Origin of the sequence: Stenotrophomonas sp. AS012628, assembly GCF_010608305.1 — a bacterium.
Lineage (GTDB): Bacteria > Pseudomonadota > Gammaproteobacteria > Xanthomonadales > Xanthomonadaceae > Stenotrophomonas > Stenotrophomonas geniculata.
The window spans coordinates 1-14,944 of the sequence record NZ_VMBJ01000043.1; the positions used below are offsets into that span (position 1 = coordinate 1).

The 14,944-nt window shown below is 61.8% G+C and carries 14 protein-coding genes and 1 pseudogene; all 15 read left to right on the plus strand.

The window, feature by feature from the left end; genetic code table 11:
- A partial coding sequence (locus G5A07_RS22255; protein WP_223107706.1) for a hypothetical protein occupies window positions 1–209 on the plus strand: 209 nt, incomplete at its 5' end.
- Between the two features lie 44 nt (window positions 210–253).
- A complete protein-coding gene (locus tag G5A07_RS16815) occupies window positions 254–511 on the plus strand; it encodes a hypothetical protein (RefSeq protein WP_029379975.1) in 258 nt (85 codons plus the stop codon).
- A gap of 36 nt (window positions 512–547) precedes the next feature.
- Window positions 548–2,227, plus strand: a complete 1,680-nt coding sequence (locus G5A07_RS16820) for a type IV secretory system conjugative DNA transfer family protein (protein ID WP_191863647.1) — start codon at window positions 548–550, stop codon at window positions 2,225–2,227.
- 427 nt (window positions 2,228–2,654) lie between these two features.
- Window positions 2,655–3,101: a hypothetical protein gene (locus tag G5A07_RS16825; RefSeq protein WP_010484845.1), complete on the plus strand. Its 447-nt coding sequence runs from the start codon at window positions 2,655–2,657 to the stop codon at window positions 3,099–3,101.
- An 89-nt stretch (window positions 3,102–3,190) separates the two neighbouring features.
- The gene (locus G5A07_RS16830) at window positions 3,191–4,240 is read left to right on the plus strand and encodes a type IV secretion system protein (protein ID WP_049455403.1); all 1,050 of its coding nucleotides are present in this window, start codon (window positions 3,191–3,193) and stop codon (window positions 4,238–4,240) included.
- Window positions 4,237–5,016: a TrbG/VirB9 family P-type conjugative transfer protein gene (locus G5A07_RS16835; protein WP_049455402.1), complete on the plus strand. Its 780-nt coding sequence runs from the start codon at window positions 4,237–4,239 to the stop codon at window positions 5,014–5,016. The genes G5A07_RS16830 and G5A07_RS16835 overlap by 4 nt, the downstream gene beginning before the upstream one ends.
- Window positions 5,013–6,266, plus strand: a complete 1,254-nt coding sequence (locus G5A07_RS16840) for a TrbI/VirB10 family protein (protein WP_049455401.1) — start codon at window positions 5,013–5,015, stop codon at window positions 6,264–6,266. The genes G5A07_RS16835 and G5A07_RS16840 overlap by 4 nt, the downstream gene beginning before the upstream one ends.
- Window positions 6,267–6,280: 14 nt before the next feature.
- Window positions 6,281–7,324: a P-type DNA transfer ATPase VirB11 gene (gene virB11, locus G5A07_RS16845; RefSeq protein ID WP_049455400.1), complete on the plus strand. Its 1,044-nt coding sequence runs from the start codon at window positions 6,281–6,283 to the stop codon at window positions 7,322–7,324.
- 15 nt (window positions 7,325–7,339) lie between these two features.
- A pseudogene (locus G5A07_RS22600) lies at window positions 7,340–7,804 on the plus strand (lytic transglycosylase domain-containing protein); the annotation flags it as partial.
- Between the two features lie 580 nt (window positions 7,805–8,384).
- Window positions 8,385–8,789, plus strand: coding sequence for a TrbC/VirB2 family protein (locus tag G5A07_RS16855; RefSeq protein WP_049455398.1), 405 nt, complete (start codon window positions 8,385–8,387; stop codon window positions 8,787–8,789).
- Complete coding sequence (locus G5A07_RS16860) at window positions 8,782–9,090, plus strand: VirB3 family type IV secretion system protein (RefSeq protein WP_080392955.1); 309 nt, start codon at window positions 8,782–8,784, stop codon at window positions 9,088–9,090. The genes G5A07_RS16855 and G5A07_RS16860 overlap by 8 nt, the downstream gene beginning before the upstream one ends.
- A gap of 82 nt (window positions 9,091–9,172) precedes the next feature.
- Window positions 9,173–11,620, plus strand: a complete 2,448-nt coding sequence (locus G5A07_RS16865) for a VirB4 family type IV secretion/conjugal transfer ATPase (protein ID WP_049455396.1) — start codon at window positions 9,173–9,175, stop codon at window positions 11,618–11,620.
- Window positions 11,617–12,441 (plus strand): hypothetical protein, encoded by an 825-nt coding sequence (locus tag G5A07_RS16870; protein ID WP_224328282.1) that lies wholly within the window; start codon window positions 11,617–11,619, stop codon window positions 12,439–12,441. Before G5A07_RS16865 ends, G5A07_RS16870 begins: the two co-directional genes overlap by 4 nt.
- 76 nt (window positions 12,442–12,517) lie before the next feature.
- The gene (locus G5A07_RS16875) at window positions 12,518–13,642 is read left to right on the plus strand and encodes a type IV secretion system protein (RefSeq protein WP_100050572.1); all 1,125 of its coding nucleotides are present in this window, start codon (window positions 12,518–12,520) and stop codon (window positions 13,640–13,642) included.
- Between the two features lie 718 nt (window positions 13,643–14,360).
- Window positions 14,361–14,858, plus strand: a complete 498-nt coding sequence (locus G5A07_RS16885; protein WP_171954563.1) for a DUF4189 domain-containing protein — start codon at window positions 14,361–14,363, stop codon at window positions 14,856–14,858.
- Window positions 14,859–14,944: the final 86 nt, after the last annotated feature.

Consider the following 14,944-nt stretch of genomic DNA (forward strand, 5'->3'; position numbering starts at 1 on the left):
GGGACGCGTTGGGGCGCATGCGGGGGCGCGATGGGGGCGGGGAGCCGGCCATTGTACTGCTGCACCGCAACAGCAGCAGCCACGCCGGGGGCAAATCAGTGTTTGATCGATGGGATTGCGGCACGCCGGGCACGGGCTCGGTGCTGCAGCGCGTGCGGCCCCCTGTTGCCGGCCTCCTGCATGTGATGACGACACGGCGGTCGGCATGATGGGCGTGCAGGGGCTGTGGAATGCTGGAACAAGGAGGATGTCGATGCAGGAGTTCAGGCATGTGCTGGAGACGCGCGGGCGCTATCAGCTGGTAGCGGTGTCCTACGCGCCGGTGTACGCTCCGGGCGATGTGGTCGGCCATGCGGTCGTCGCCGACGATGGGGATCGTCTGACCGACCTGGTATCACTGGCCGAAGCGCGCCAACTGCTGTTGCAACGGGTGCGTGAAGAGGGCGAAGAGCCCGGGCTGGAGAACGAAAACCACCTGCGGAAGAAGGCGTCGCGCTGGCGCCGCCGCTAGGCCGTCGCGCCCTTGTGCGCATCATGGAGGATTCGGGTGTTGCCCAGTAAGAAGTATCTGCTCATCGCCATCACCACGCTGGCGACCCTGTTGCTTGGTTTCGTGTTTTCCGGCTACCTGACGTTGTTGTTCCTGGGCCTGGATACCAAGCTGTTCACCTGGAACACCTATTACCAGTACTTCAATGCGCTGGACCAGCCACAGGTCGTGCCCTTCGTGGGCAAGATCAAATGGGCTGGCTACGTGGGCTTCGGTCTGCCGCTGCTGGCCCTGCTGGTGACCGGCCTGGTGCTGCTGCTGAAGAAGGACAAGCGCTCGCTGCATGGCGACGCGCGTTTCGCCACCGGCGCCGACCTGTCCAAGCATGGCATGTTCAAGAAGACCGGGCAGAGCATCGTGGTCGGCAGCCATGGCGGCAAGCTGGTGCGGCTGGACGGCCAGCAGTTCGTGATCCTTGCGGCACCCACCCGTTCAGGCAAGGGCGTGGGCGTGGTCATCCCGAACCTGCTGGAGTACGGCGAATCGCTGGTGGTGCTGGACATCAAGCAGGAGAACTTCGACCTGACCAGTGGCTGGCGCGCCAGTCAGGGCCAGGAGATCTACCTGTTCAATCCCTTCGCCGAAGATCGGCGCACGCACCGCTGGAACCCGCTCAGCTATGTCTCCGATGATCCGGCATTCCGGGTGTCGGACCTGATGAGCATCGCCGCGATGCTGTATCCGGACGGCGCCGAGGACCAGAAGTTCTGGGTCAGCCAGGCGCGCAACGCGTTCATGGCCTTCACCCTGTATCTGTTCGAAAACTGGGACGACGAGCGCAGCAGCGGCTTCCCGGGCGGCTCGGGCGCGCCGACGCTGGGTTCTGTCTACCGGTTGTCATCCGGCGATGGCACCGATCTGAAGAAGTACCTCAAGGCCTTGTCGGAGCGTTCGTTCCTCAGTGGCAACGCGCGTTCGGCGTTCGCCAACATGCTGTCCCAGGCCGACGAGACCTTCGCCTCGATCCTGGGCACCTTCAAGGAACCGCTCAATCCCTGGATCAACCCGGTGCTGGACAAGGCCACCAGCAGCAACGACTTCCTGCTGACCGACGTGCGCAAGAAGAAGATGACCATCTACATCGGCATCCAGCCGAACAAGCTGGCCGAGAGCCGGCTGATCATCAACCTGTTCTTCAGCCAGCTGATCAACCTCAACACCAAGGAACTGCCCAAGTCCAACCCGGACCTGAAGTACCAGTGCCTGCTGCTGATGGACGAATTCACCTCGATCGGCAAGGTCGAGATCATCGCCTCGGCGGTGTCCTACATGGCCGGTTACAACATCCGCCTGCTGCCGATCATCCAGAGCATGTCCCAGCTCGATGCCACCTACGGCCGGGAAGTTTCGCGCACGATCATCACCAACCACGCGCTGCAGATCCTGTACGCGCCGCGCGAGCAGCAGGACGCCAACGACTACTCCGACATGCTGGGCTACACCACCATCCGCAAGAAGAACGTCACCCATGCCCGCGAGAAGACCCACAACTTCACCGAGGAGCGGCGCGCACTGATGCTGCCTCAGGAGCTGAAGGCGATGGGGCCGGACAAGGAAGTATTCCTCTACGAGGGCATACCGCATCCGGTGAAGTGCGACAAGATCCGCTATTACAAGGATCGCTATTTCACGTCGAGGCTGCTGCCGAAGGTCGACGTTCCGATGCTTAACGTCTAATTCACGTCGCTAAATTTGTGACGTGGATTCATATTCACTGACATGAAATCGTGACCTGAGTCAAAAATTCGGCATCTGTTCATAGATTTTCAGACTTGTCTGACATGGAATTGACGCGTGGTTGTGTAACTCTGTGTTCGTCATCCAGAAGTGTGTGCTGGATGGCAAAAGTTGTAACGCAGGGTGGCCAGGAGTTTGTGCCATGGAAACAAGGATGGTTTCGACGTTGGTGAGGGTGTGCGGGTGTGTCGTCGGCAACGTCTGGCGGCCCCGCGACTTGGTTGGCAGCTTTCGGGCTGCAGGGGAGCCGGGGCAGGTGTGCTGCATGCCAGCGCGTCTCCCCGATTCCGGCGTGCGCCATGCAGCGCCGGACGACCAGGGAACCAACGCTCGGGACTGCTTTTTCGTACGTCAAAGTGAAGCCCGTATGAATCAGGCGTTTATCGCGAAAATCTCCATCGCCGCAGTCGCGGCGCTGATGGTGGCAGGGTGTGCCACCAAGTCCGCCCCCGATTTCGGTGGGCGCTGGAAGCCGGTCAATCGCTTTGCCGTGGCGACGACCGAGATCCCGCTGTACTCCAGCTACGTCTACCAGGCCTCGCCGATGGATGGCACGCTCAAAGCCATGCTCGAGCGCTGGGCCAAGGATTCCGGACGAACACTGGACTACCGCCTCAACTCGGACTTCACGCTGTATGGCGCGGTCTCGAAGATCGACACCACCAATGCACAGCAGGCTGTGATCGATCTGACTTCGGCGTATTCGGCGCAAGGCATCTCCGTCTCCATTGTTGGCAACCAGATCGTTGTGCAGAGCGCTGGCTCGACGCCCACCGCGTCGGCGCAGGGCGCTGATTCCAACAGCGGCACCTGAGTCCACCTCGAAACCATCGAACGTGCTGCTCCCCGCGCCTGTCGCAGGGGCTCCATGCCCATTGATGTTTCAGCAGTACGGAAGAATCCATGTTCCGCAAGAAGGATCCCGGCAACAGTCCCAAGGTCGAGCAGTCGGTCGCCAAGGCGGTCAGCTACGAGATCACCGTGGCCGACATGGCGCGTCGCAGCGAGCGGCGCGCGTGGTGGGTCGCCACGGGCTCGTTGCTGATGTCGCTCGCACTGGCGGGCGGCTACTACTACATGCTGCCGCTGAAAGAGAAGGTGCCGTTCCTGGTGATGGCCGACGCGTATACGGGTACCGCGACGGTCGCGCGCCTGCGTGGCACGTTCCAAGGCGAGACCATCACCGCCAACGAAGCCATCAATCGCAGCAACGTCGCCCAGTACGTGCTGGCGCGCGAATCGTACGACTCGGCGGTGATGGGCCTGCGCGACTGGGAACTGGTGTTCGTGATGTCCAACGGCCCGGTGTCGCAGTCGATGCGGCAGCGATATGCCGGCAACAACCCGCAGAACCCGTTCGTGATGTACGGCCGGGAGAAGGCCATCCGGGTCAAGATCCTCAGCATCACGCCGCTGGGCGCAGAGCCCAATGGCAGCTTCCGCGGCGCCTCGGTACGCATCCAGCGCAGCCTGCTGGACAAGCGAACTGGTGCGTCCACGTACCTTGACAACCAGCTGGTGACGATGCGCTTCGAGTACAACCAGAACCTGGCGCTGTCCGAGCAGGATCGCATCCTCAATCCGCTGGCCTTCCAGGTCACCGAGTATCGCGTCGACAACGACTACTCGCGTGGCGTTCCGGTGCCGGACGACGGCGCCATGCAGGCGCAGGCGCAGCAGGCGGCACAACAGGCAGCGCAGCAGGCGCAGGGCGTGTACGACCCGAACAATCCGGCCGCCGCCACCATGATCGACCCGGCCACCGGCCAGCCGGTCGCGGCACCGGTGCCGGCCAACGGCCAGGTCGCGGGCCAGCCGATGCCAGGTCAGCCTGTGCCGGGACAGCCCGTGCAGGGGCAAGCAATGCCAGGGCAGGCCATGCCCGGACAGCCGGCCATGAGGCCGGTGCAGAACAATTCCACCGGAACTGCTGATGGAGCAAGCAACCGATGAGTAGTCGAAAGATCAGGGGACGCGCGCTGGCGCTGCTGTCGATGTTGTCGCTGTTGTTTTCTGCAGCAGCGATGGCGCAGGCGGTGGACCACTACGAATACGAGAAGGACCGCATCTATCCGGTTCGCACCGGCCTGGGACTGACAACCCAGATCGAGCTGAGCCCGAACGAGAAGATCCTCGACTACAGCACCGGCTTCAGCAGCGGCTGGGAGCTGACGCGCCGCGAGAACGTGTTCTACCTCAAGCCGAAGAACGTCGACGTGGACACCAACATGATGGTGCGCACCGAAACCCACTCCTACATCTTCGAACTGAAGGTGGTGGCGACCGACTGGCGTCAGCTGGAGCAGGCGCGTCGTGCCGGCGTGCAGTACAAGATCGCCTTCGTCTATCCGAATGACACCGTGTTCGGCGTCGCCCAGGAAGCGGTCGAGGAAGAAGCCAAGCCGTTGCTGAGCGCTGAACTGGCCAAGGATCGCCAGTACAACTTCAACTACTCCTACTCGACCAGCAAGGCGAAGAAGATGGGCTGGCTGATCCCGGTCAACGCCTATGACGATAGCCGTTTCACCTATCTGAAGCTGCCGAACTCGCCCGAATACAAGACCGGCATCTTCCCGGCCGTGTTCGGTCGTGAAACGGAATACGGTGAAGACTTCGTGGTCAACACCACGGTTGAAGGCAACACGCTGATCGTGCACGGGACCTACCCGTACCTGGTCATCCGCCACGGCGACTTCGTCGTCGGCCTGCGAAGGAACGTGAAGAAATGAGTCAGCAGAACACCCCGGGCAACGACCCGAACCCGTCTCCCTATTCCCAGGGCGCCGCAGGCCAGGAGCCGCCGTCCAATCCTTACTTCGGCAACGCAGCCGAACAGCAGGCCGCGCCTGATCTTGATGCAGGAGCCCCGCAGCTGCGCTCGGCAGAGGAACAGCGCCTGAACCGCAAGGCGTTGCTGTTCCTGGGCGGTATCGTGCTGCTGCTGATGGCTATGGGTTTCCTGCTGTTCCGAAAGGGGCAGGACGATGCAGCCGAGCAGAAGAAACCACAGGAAGAAGCACGCGCCACCACGCCGCAGCTTCCGAGCGTTGTCGGGGCGACCGAGCCGGCGCCCCCGATCGCGGTTGCCGATCCGATCCCGATGCTGCCGCCTCCGCCGCAGCAGGAAGTGCCAATGCCGGGCTTCCCGATGGGCAACGAGGCCAAGGCGGATCATGATCGCGGACCGACGCTGATGGACCGTCGCATGGGCAGCGGCTCCGGCGTGGGCGGGGGCGAGGCGGGCGGCGCCGCCAACGGCCAGAGCGGCTCCGACTACAACCAGGCGATGATCGCGGCCATGCAGGCGGCGGCCAATCCGCAAGCGCAGCCGCAGAAGGTGCGCCGTGGACCGGATGTGGAGGATGTCTCCAGTGCCACCTACATCCGCAGTCCGGATGCACTGCTGGTGCGGGGCACGTACCTGCGCTGCGTGCTGGAAACCCGCATCATCACCGACATCGCCGGCTACACCTCGTGCCTGCTGACGGAGCCGGTGTACTCGATCAATGGCCGCAACCTGCTGCTGCCGAAGGGCTCCAAGATCTATGGCGCCTACGGTGGTGGTCCCACCGGAAAGCGCGTGGAAGTCATCTGGGATCGCATCACCACCCCGAATGGCATCGACGTGGCCATGTCCAGCCCCGGTACCGATGGTCTGGGCGGTGCGGGCCATCCCGGTCAGTACAGCGCGCATTGGGGCAGCCGTATCGCTTCGGCGCTGATGATCAGCCTGCTGGCCGACGCGTTCAAGTATGCCGCTGCAGAGCACGGTCCGGAGACCACGACCGTGGCCAACAACGGTATGACCATCCAGTCGCCCTATGAAAGCGCCACCGCACGCACCATGGAGCGCCTGGCCAACGAAGCTCTCGGCAGCAGTCGCCGTCCGCCCACCGTCACCATCAACCAGGGCACCGTGGTGAATGTCTACGTCGCCAAGGACGTCGATTTCACCAACGTGCTGCATCCCCGCCGGTAACCCAACGAACGACCATGGACGCTGAAGTGTCACCCCTCGCCCTCGTCTCCAGCGATTTCCTGCGCTATCAGTACGAAGTGCTGGGCATCGCCGAGTACATGACTTCGCCGGAAGTGACGGAAATCTGCATCAACCGTCCCGGCGAGCTGTACCTGGAAACCCGGGCCGGGTGGCAGCGGGTGGAGGTGCCGAGCCTGACCTTCGAGCGGGCCCGGCAGTTCTGCACGGCAGTGGTGAACGAGAGCAACACCGGGCAGCGCATCACCGATGCCGATCCGGTGGTCTCGCTCACGTTCCCGACCGGTCAGCGCGCCCAGTTCGTGATTCCACCGGCGTGTGACGCGGGCAAGGTGTCGATCACCATCCGCCTGCCGTCCAAGCACACCAAGTCACTCACGCAGTATCACGAAGATGGATTCTTCAACCAGATCCTGGAGAGCGACGGCAGCATCAGCGAACACGATCGCGAGCTGCTGGAGCTGCGCCATTCGCGTGAGTACGCCGAATTCTTCCGGCGTGCGGTGATGTACCGCAAGAACATCGTGGTATCGGGTGCGACGGGTAGCGGCAAGACCACCTTCATGAAAGCGTTGGTGAATCATATCCCGGACAGTGAACGCTTGGTCACGATCGAGGACGCGCGCGAACTATTTCTGACCCAACCAAACGTGGTGCATCTGCTGTACTCCAAGGGGGGGCAGAGCGCAAGCAATGTCACCGCCAAGAGCTGCATGGAAGCGTGCCTGCGCATGAAGCCCGAACGCATCATCCTGGCCGAGCTGCGCGGTGACGAGGCGTTCTACTTCATCCGCAACTGCGCATCGGGCCATCCGGGGTCGATCACGAGTTGCCATGCCGGCAGCCCGGAGCAGACCTGGGACCAGCTGGCGCTGATGGTCAAGGCCTCCAGCGAAGGCTCTGGGCTTGAGTTCAACGTGATCAAGCGACTGCTGATGATGACCATCGATATCGTCGTCCACATCAAGGCACATGCCGGTTCCCGCTACATCACCGGTATCGATTTCAACCCTGGGCGCGCCCAGGGGCAGGAGGGCTGAAGGATGCTGCCAGGACTGGAAATGATGGCGTGCCCGGAGATGGCCGTGTCGATGGACGTGATGCAGCACGTCATCAATGTCGAATCGTCGCGCAATCCCTACGCGATCGGCGTGGTGGGAGGAGCGCTGGTGCGCCAGCCCAAGGCGCTGGACGAGGCGTTGGCCACAGTGCGCATGCTGGAAGAGAAGGGCTACAACTTCTCCATCGGCCTGGCCCAGGTCAACCGCTACAACCTAGGCAAGTACGGGCTGGATTCGTACGAGAAAGCGTTCCAGCAGTGCCCGAACCTGCAGGCCGGATCCCGCATCCTCGCCGAGTGCTACAAGCGCTCGGGTGGCGATTGGGGAAAATCGTTCAGCTGCTACTACTCGGGCAATTTCGAAACCGGCTTCCGTCACGGCTATGTGCAGAAGGTCTACGACTCGATCCGCCGTGGGCAGCAGGTCGCCAGCAATGGCGTTGCGCCGATCGACGTGGTGAGCCGTGGCGAGCGCCGCAGCGTGAAGATCGAGCATCACCCGCAGCTGGCGTCGCCGGCACAGGCGCGCATCGTGGCCCAATCGAACGGACCGGTGTACGTTCCTTCGGATGATCCAGCGCGTGCGTACGTGGTGTACCCGTCCACCGGTGCGATGGCGCGCGGCAGTCTGCTGAATATTGCCGATCAGGCGCTGTCCAAGGTCGTCCTGGGGTCGGTGGACCGGATGATGCAGCCCCAGCAGGCAGGTCAGCAGGGCGGGGCTGCACAGCCGCAGCAGGCGCAGTTCCCGCAGGGCATGGCCCAACGCCTGCCGTCCCAGAACAGCTTGGCAATGCCGCAACAGCTTCCTGGCGCTGCGGGCGGCACCGACAATGGCCCGGTGATGCTGCGTCCGTGGAGCGAACGCAACCTGCCGGTGGCGGAAAGCGCAGATTCGTACAACGCGCCGGTGCAGGGCGCGCCGGTGCAGCAGATTCCCGCAGGGGATGCGGCCTTCGTGTTCTGACGAAGTCGTGGTCCGGCCAGTCCCCCGGCTGGTCGATTAAGTTGTGTTAGTCCATCAACAAGGAAATCAATCCATGAAGCGATCCAATCTCGACCTCGTCCAGGCACAGCGCACGCTGAAGACCCTGCTGATGGCAACGATCTTCGTCGGCGCCCTGTTCGCCCCGCAGGTTTTCGCCACCAACGGCGCCACCAACTACGGCGGTACCGACGGCAAGGTCTGCGGCTTCTTCTCCAACATCAATGGCCTGCTGAACATGGCCTCGATCGCGGTCGTCACCATCGCGGTGATCTTCGCCGGCTACCAGATCGCCTTCGCGCACAAGCGCATCAGCGAGGTCTCGCCGATCCTGATCGGCGGTGTCCTGATCGGCGCTGCCGGCCAGATCGCCCGCATGCTGCTGGGTGACGAGTACGGCACCTGCGAAGGCAAGACCGCCATGCTGATCCAGCAGGCAGTGCTCTACTACAGTGCATAAGAACGTCGTCTTCCGCGGTTGCACTCGCCCGGCAATGTTCCTGGGCGTTCCCTACCTGCCATTCTTCATGGTGGCAGGTGGGTTGCTGCTGCTGAGCGTCTATACCAATTTCTGGTTCCTGCTCACCATTCCGGTAGCAATCTTCATCATGCGGCAGATGGCCAAACGTGACGAGATGATCTTTCGTCTGATGGGCTTGCGCCTGATGTTCAAGCTGCGGGTGCGCAACGTGCAGCAGCACGACGGCATGTGGGTATTCAACCCGAATCATTACCGCAACAAGCCGGCCCGAATGGATTGAGGTCCGGAATGGCCTGGCGGTCGCGTGCTGCCCGCCAGGCCACCTCGAAGTTCCCTGGCAGCAACTCTTTGGAAGCAGTCGTATGTTCAGCCCAGATACCTCCATCAGTGAGTTCATTCCCCTGTCGACGCATGTCGCCCCGAACGTGGTCAAGACTACGGGCGGTGACTACCTGTTGACCTGGTACCTGGAGGGGTTGCCGTTCGTGGGTCGCGAGGAATGGGAACTGGAACATCGGCACAACACCTTCAATCGCCTGCTGCAGACGCTGCGTGCGCCGGACTTCGTCAACGTGGCTTTCTGGGTGCACGATATTCGGCGCCGTCGCACGCTGAAAGGCAAGAGCACCTACCGGCAGCGCTTCAACCAGGACGTGTCCGATCAGTACATGGGCATGCTGTCCTCGCAGCGCATCATGCAGAACGAGCTGTACCTGACCATGATCTACCGCCCGGTGGTATCGGGTAAGCGCTTCGTGGAAAAGTCGGCGAACGTCGATCGCCTGCGTGCCGAGCAGGAACAGGCCATCGAGAAGCTGATGGAGCTGGCCGGCAACGTCGAGGCCGTGATCCGTGATTACGCGCCGTATCGCCTGGGCATGTACGAGGCAAAGAATGGCGTGGTGTTCTCCGAGACGCTGGAGTTGTTCGGATACCTGATCAACCGCATCGACGAGCCGGTGCCGGTGCTGCCGGCGCCGATCAAGGATTACCTGCCGGTCAGCCGGCACATGTTCTCGGCCAAGACCGGCGACTTTGTCATCAACACCCCGAATGGCGCCAACCACTTCGGTGCCATCCTCAACATCAAGGAGTATGCCGAGGGCACCTACCCGGGCATTCTCAACGGCCTGAAGTACCTGGACTACGAGTATGTCATCACCCATTCGTTCAGCCCGATGGGGCGCCAGGACGCGCTGAAGGTGCTCGACCGCACCAAGGGCATGATGATCTCCTCCGGCGACAAGGCGGTCAGCCAGATCGTCGAGCTGGACCAGGCCATGGATCAGTTGTCGTCCGGCAACTTCGTGCTGGGCGAGTACCACTTCATCATGGCGGTGTACGGCGACACGCAGGCCAAGCTCTCGCAGAACGTCGCCTCGACCCGGGCCGAGCTGTCCAACGCCGGATTCGTGTCGACCAAGGAAGACCTGGCGGTTACCTCGTCCTTCTATTCGCAGCTGCCGGGCAACTGGCGCTACCGTACGCGCCTGGCCAATGTCAGCTCGCTGAATTTCCTGGGCCTGTCACCGCTGCACAACTTTGCTACCGGCAAGCAGCACAACAACCCCTGGGGCGACTGCGTCACCACGCTGCAGACCACCAACGGCCAGCCGTATTACTTCAACTTCCATGCGACCCATCCGTCGGAGAATTCGCTGGGCGAGAAGGCGATCGCCAACACCATGGTGATCGGTAAGTCCGGTACCGGTAAGACCGCGCTGATCAACTTCCTGCTCAGCCAGGTGCAGAAGTACGAGCCGTCGCCGACCATTTTCTTCTTCGACAAGGATCGTGGTGCGGAGATCTTTGTGCGTGCCTGCGGCGGCAACTACCTGGCCCTGGAGAACGGTGCGCCGACTGGCTTCAACCCGTTCCAGTGCGAGAACAACGAGTCGAACGTGCAGTTCCTGGCCGACCTGATCAAGGTGCTGGCCGGCAAGCGCGAGTACAGTGCCCGTGAGGAAGAGGACATCTACCGCGCAGTGGAGAGCATGCTCGATACGCCGATGCACCTGCGCAACATGACCAACTTCCAGAAGAGCCTGCCCAACATGGGCGATGACGGTCTCTACGCGCGCATGCGCCGCTGGACCTCGGGCAATTCGCTGGGCTGGGTGTTCGACAACCCGGTCGATACCGTTGACCTGAGCAAGGCCAACATCATCGGGTTCGATTACACCGACATCATCGACAACCCTGAAGTGCGCGTGCCGGTCATCAATTACCTGCTGCACCGCCTGGAGTCGCTGATCGACGGCCGTCCGCTGATCTACGTGATGGACGAGTTCTGGAAGATCCTGGACGGCGAGGGTGGCCTGAAGGAGTTCGCGAAGAACAAGCAGAAGACCATCCGTAAGCAGAACGGCCTGGGCATCTTCGCCACGCAGAGCCCGGAAGATGCGCTGAAGAGCGACATCTCCGCGGCCCTGATCGAACAGACCGCCACGCTGATTCTGCTGCCGAACCCGAACGCCAGCAAGAGCGACTACATGGATGGCCTGAAGCTGACCGAGGCCGAGTTCAAGGTGGTTACCGCGCTGGACGAGCGCTCGCGCTGCTTCCTGGTCAAGCAGGGTCATGCCTCGAGCGTCTGCCAGCTCAACCTGCGCGGCATGGACGACATCCTGTCGGTGATCTCGGCCTCGACCGACAACATCGACATCATGCATCGCGTGCTGCAGACGGCAGCGGTCCGCAACCGTGTGACGGTGGACGAGTTGACCCCGGATCAGTGGCTGGACGCGTTCTACAAGAATCGAAAGGGCTCCGGCAAGCGGGCCGAACAGGATCAGGAGGAGACGGCATGAACCTGCCCACTCAAACGAACAAGGAAACTGCCATGACGACCGAAACCCAACGCAAGCCCATTCGCCGGCGTCGCATGGCGCCCCTGATGGCAGCCGTACTGACGCTGGGCCTGACCGTGAGCACGGGCACCAGCCCGGCGCAGGCGATGACCGTCTATGACCCGTTCAACTGGGTCATGAACTTCCTGCAGGAGATGAAGGCCGGCAAGGAGTACTTCGAGACGGCTGCGCGCTGGAGCCAGACGGCCGAACAGTACACCAAGACCATCGACAACTGGCTGTCCAAGCTGCAGAACTGGACCCAGATCATTGCTTCGCCGCTGATGCCGCCGACGCCCACGCTGACGAAGATTCCCGAAAACTGGAACGTGGCAGAAAAGTGCGGTGGCGATTCCATGATCAGCATGAGCGGCCTGATGGCAGTGCTGAACATGAGCCCGGGCGGCGATATCGGCGCGCAGCAGCGAGCGATCTGCTCGTACATCCAGGTGCTTGAGAACAAGAAGTACAACGAGACCGTCGAGGTCGTGCAGATGTCCATGCCGGCGATGGAGCAGATGCTGCAGCAGCTGCGCCGGATCCGCAACGCGTTCAAGAACGAAGGCGCGCTGCAGGAGGATATCTCCAACAATACGGCAACCGCGGTCGAACTCGATAAGGCGTTCAAGAAGTGGGAAACCACCGTCAAGGTCTACGATCAGCAGATTCTTGCCCTTCAGGGGCGGCAGAAGAACCTGGCCGAGCGTGCGTTGCGTGGCGAGCGCAATCCGATTGGCAGCGTCATCAAGGCCGGCGCGCTGAAGGCCGCGCTTTCGAAGTGAATCACGTGCGCAACGCACTCCAGCAGGGCCCCGATGCGGGGCGGGTGATGTGATGAGTCAGGGAATGATGCACGGTATGGTGTTCAATGATCTGTTGCACGGCACGTTGTTCGCCTCGGTGGGCGACTTCGTCTTCTTCCGGCTGATCCTGGATTATCTGCGCGACGAGATCACCAACTTCGGCAACGGCATCCTGAGCCGGATGATGACCTGGGTCGGCACGATGGCGTTGGTGCTGATGACGCTGTGGGTGCTCATCCAGGGCTTCCGCATCGTGACCGGACGGAGCCGTGACTCGATGGCTGCGCTGATGACGAACATGGCGCGCGCCGCCCTGATCGTCACCGTCGCAACGTCGATGGCGATGTTCGGAACCAAGCTGCAGAACTTCCTGACCGGCGATGTGCAGGACCAGATCACCTACATCGTGACCGGCAAGAAGTCGACCGCCGAGGAGCTGATCGACAAGAACCTGGGCTACATGCAGCTGGCACTCACGTCGGTAAGCGTGCTGGATGTGGCCGGCGACGTGGCTCTGGATAGTGCCAAGACCCGCGCGATGTGGTTCATCGGCCTGGGAACGGGCGGTCCCGCCGTGACCGCAGGCGCGATGTTGCTGCTCTACCAGATTGCGCTGGCGCTGTTCATCGGATTCGGACCATTGTTCATCCTGTGTCTGCTGTTCGAGCAGACAAAGTCGCTGTTCCAACGATGGTTGTTCTATGGCATCGGCACCATGTTCTCGATGGCGGTGCTGGCTGCGATGACCGGCATTGCCATGGAAATGGTGGCGCGCGTGGCGGCTTCGTTCTGGGGCGCGTCTGCGCTGGGTGCACTGCTGGGGTCGAACCTGACCGAGGGCATGAGCAGCATGGCGCTGCAGCAGGGCGGTATGGGCCTGATCCTGACGACGCTGATTCTGACTGCGCCCCCAATGGCTGCGATGTTCTTCCAGGGCACCCTGGGTACCTTCATGGCATATTCGCAGATAGGTGGTAGCGCCGTGCCGACCTCGCCGGGTCCGAATGGGCAGCCGCCGGGTTCTAGCGGGTCGGGTGGTGGAGGATTCTTTATGCCAGCGATGCCTCCTGCTGATACGCAGATGCGAACGGGTGCTGCTGGGGCCCAGCGGTCGGGATTCACCGGCGAAGCGGCGCCTCATGCAGGCCAACGGGGTGCTGCTAACAACGATCGGAACTGAGATCTGACTATGTCTAAACGATTTATGCGAGCCGTCGTCGCAACAATGCTCCTTCTAGTATTCTCATCCGCAAGTGCTGAGGGGAACTGCCCTCCCGGTATGTATCCGATTGGAGGGCAGGGAGTACAGGGCTGCGCGCCAATTCCAGGAGCCAGTTCTGGGGGCAGCGCTACGATTCCTACTCCTCCGCCCAGACCATTGGGTGAGTGGGTTAAGACCTGGGGCGCACTCGCTGGCTCATCCAGCGGTTCGGAGGGGGGCGCATCTGTAGGTGAACCCAGTGAGCGTGCTGCGAAGAGGGCCGCGATTTCGAATTGCGAGAAGAACGGTGGACGTTGCAGGATCGAGTTCACCTACCAGAATCAATGTGTGGCTGCTGTCACCTCGGAACTGGCATCCACCGGTACGCAGTACGCCAGTTCGGGGACGGTAGAGAGCGCCGGGGAGCAGGCCATGCGTGACTGTCAGGCAGCAGGCGGGGCGCATTGCAGGATTATTTACTCGGAATGTTCCGCGCCGGTTTTCCGCAAGTATTGAAAGTGTGTCCAGGCGGCGCTCGGCTGCCTGTGGCTTTAGAGGGCCGTATGTTGGCGCAGGTCGGTAAGCCGCCGTCACTACCTTCAGGTAAATTGCTCGGCAGCCGGGCGAACACAGCTGCTGCCCCCATTCTCAATCTCGTCCTGGATGACTGATGCGGTACTTTGTTGGGATTCTGGCAATGGTGGTTTTGTTCTGGTCCTCGCCGTTAGCGGCTGAAGGCAACTGCCCGTCTGGTTTCTACCCAATTGGCGGGCAGGGTGTCAGCGGGTGCGCTCCGATCCCTGGTGCGGGCAGCGTCTCTTCCCAGCAACAGCTGCCATCGCCCCCACCGCAGCCGACAGGGCGTTGGCATAAGACCTGGGGTGCCGTTGCCATGGGTGAAAAGGGGGATACGGGAGTTGCAAAGCAGAAGTACTCCCGTGAAGAGGCTGAGCAGGAAGCGCTAAGTCAATGTGCGACGTGGGGTGCGCGAAGCTGCGTGGTCAAGATCTCGTATGAGAACCAGTGTGTGGCGATCGCGTCTCCCACGGCCTCCCAGACAGGCGCGCATATCGCGCGTGATGGCAGTATTGCCAGAGCAGGTGCTGTAGCGCTCTCGGGTTGCAAGAAGCAGGGGGGTGTCGGGTGTGAGGTTATGTACTCCGAGTGCAGCGATCCCATCTTTGAGAAGTTCTAGAAGCTCTAAAGACTGCAAGATCGATACGACTTATAGAAATCAGTGTGTGGCATATGCTGATCCTGCCCCTGGCAGTAAGGGTACTG

Bases quoted from the DNA above. Each gene is read 5' to 3' on its own strand.
- virB11 (WP_049455400.1), top strand. From the start codon at position 6,281: ATGGACGCTGAAGTGTCACCCCTCGCCCTCGTCTCCAGCGATTTCCTG.
- G5A07_RS16870 (WP_224328282.1), top strand. From the start codon at position 11,617: ATGAACCTGCCCACTCAAACGAACAAGGAAACTGCCATGACGACCGAA.
- G5A07_RS16815 (WP_029379975.1), top strand. From the start codon at position 254: ATGCAGGAGTTCAGGCATGTGCTGGAGACGCGCGGGCGCTATCAGCTG.
- G5A07_RS16865 (WP_049455396.1), top strand. From the start codon at position 9,173: ATGTTCAGCCCAGATACCTCCATCAGTGAGTTCATTCCCCTGTCGACG.
- G5A07_RS16825 (WP_010484845.1), top strand. From the start codon at position 2,655: ATGAATCAGGCGTTTATCGCGAAAATCTCCATCGCCGCAGTCGCGGCG.
- G5A07_RS16840 (WP_049455401.1), top strand. From the start codon at position 5,013: ATGAGTCAGCAGAACACCCCGGGCAACGACCCGAACCCGTCTCCCTAT.
- G5A07_RS16835 (WP_049455402.1), top strand. From the start codon at position 4,237: ATGAGTAGTCGAAAGATCAGGGGACGCGCGCTGGCGCTGCTGTCGATG.
- G5A07_RS16875 (WP_100050572.1), top strand. From the start codon at position 12,518: ATGGTGTTCAATGATCTGTTGCACGGCACGTTGTTCGCCTCGGTGGGC.
- G5A07_RS16830 (WP_049455403.1), top strand. From the start codon at position 3,191: ATGTTCCGCAAGAAGGATCCCGGCAACAGTCCCAAGGTCGAGCAGTCG.
- G5A07_RS16855 (WP_049455398.1), top strand. From the start codon at position 8,385: ATGAAGCGATCCAATCTCGACCTCGTCCAGGCACAGCGCACGCTGAAG.
- G5A07_RS16885 (WP_171954563.1), top strand. From the start codon at position 14,361: ATGGTGGTTTTGTTCTGGTCCTCGCCGTTAGCGGCTGAAGGCAACTGC.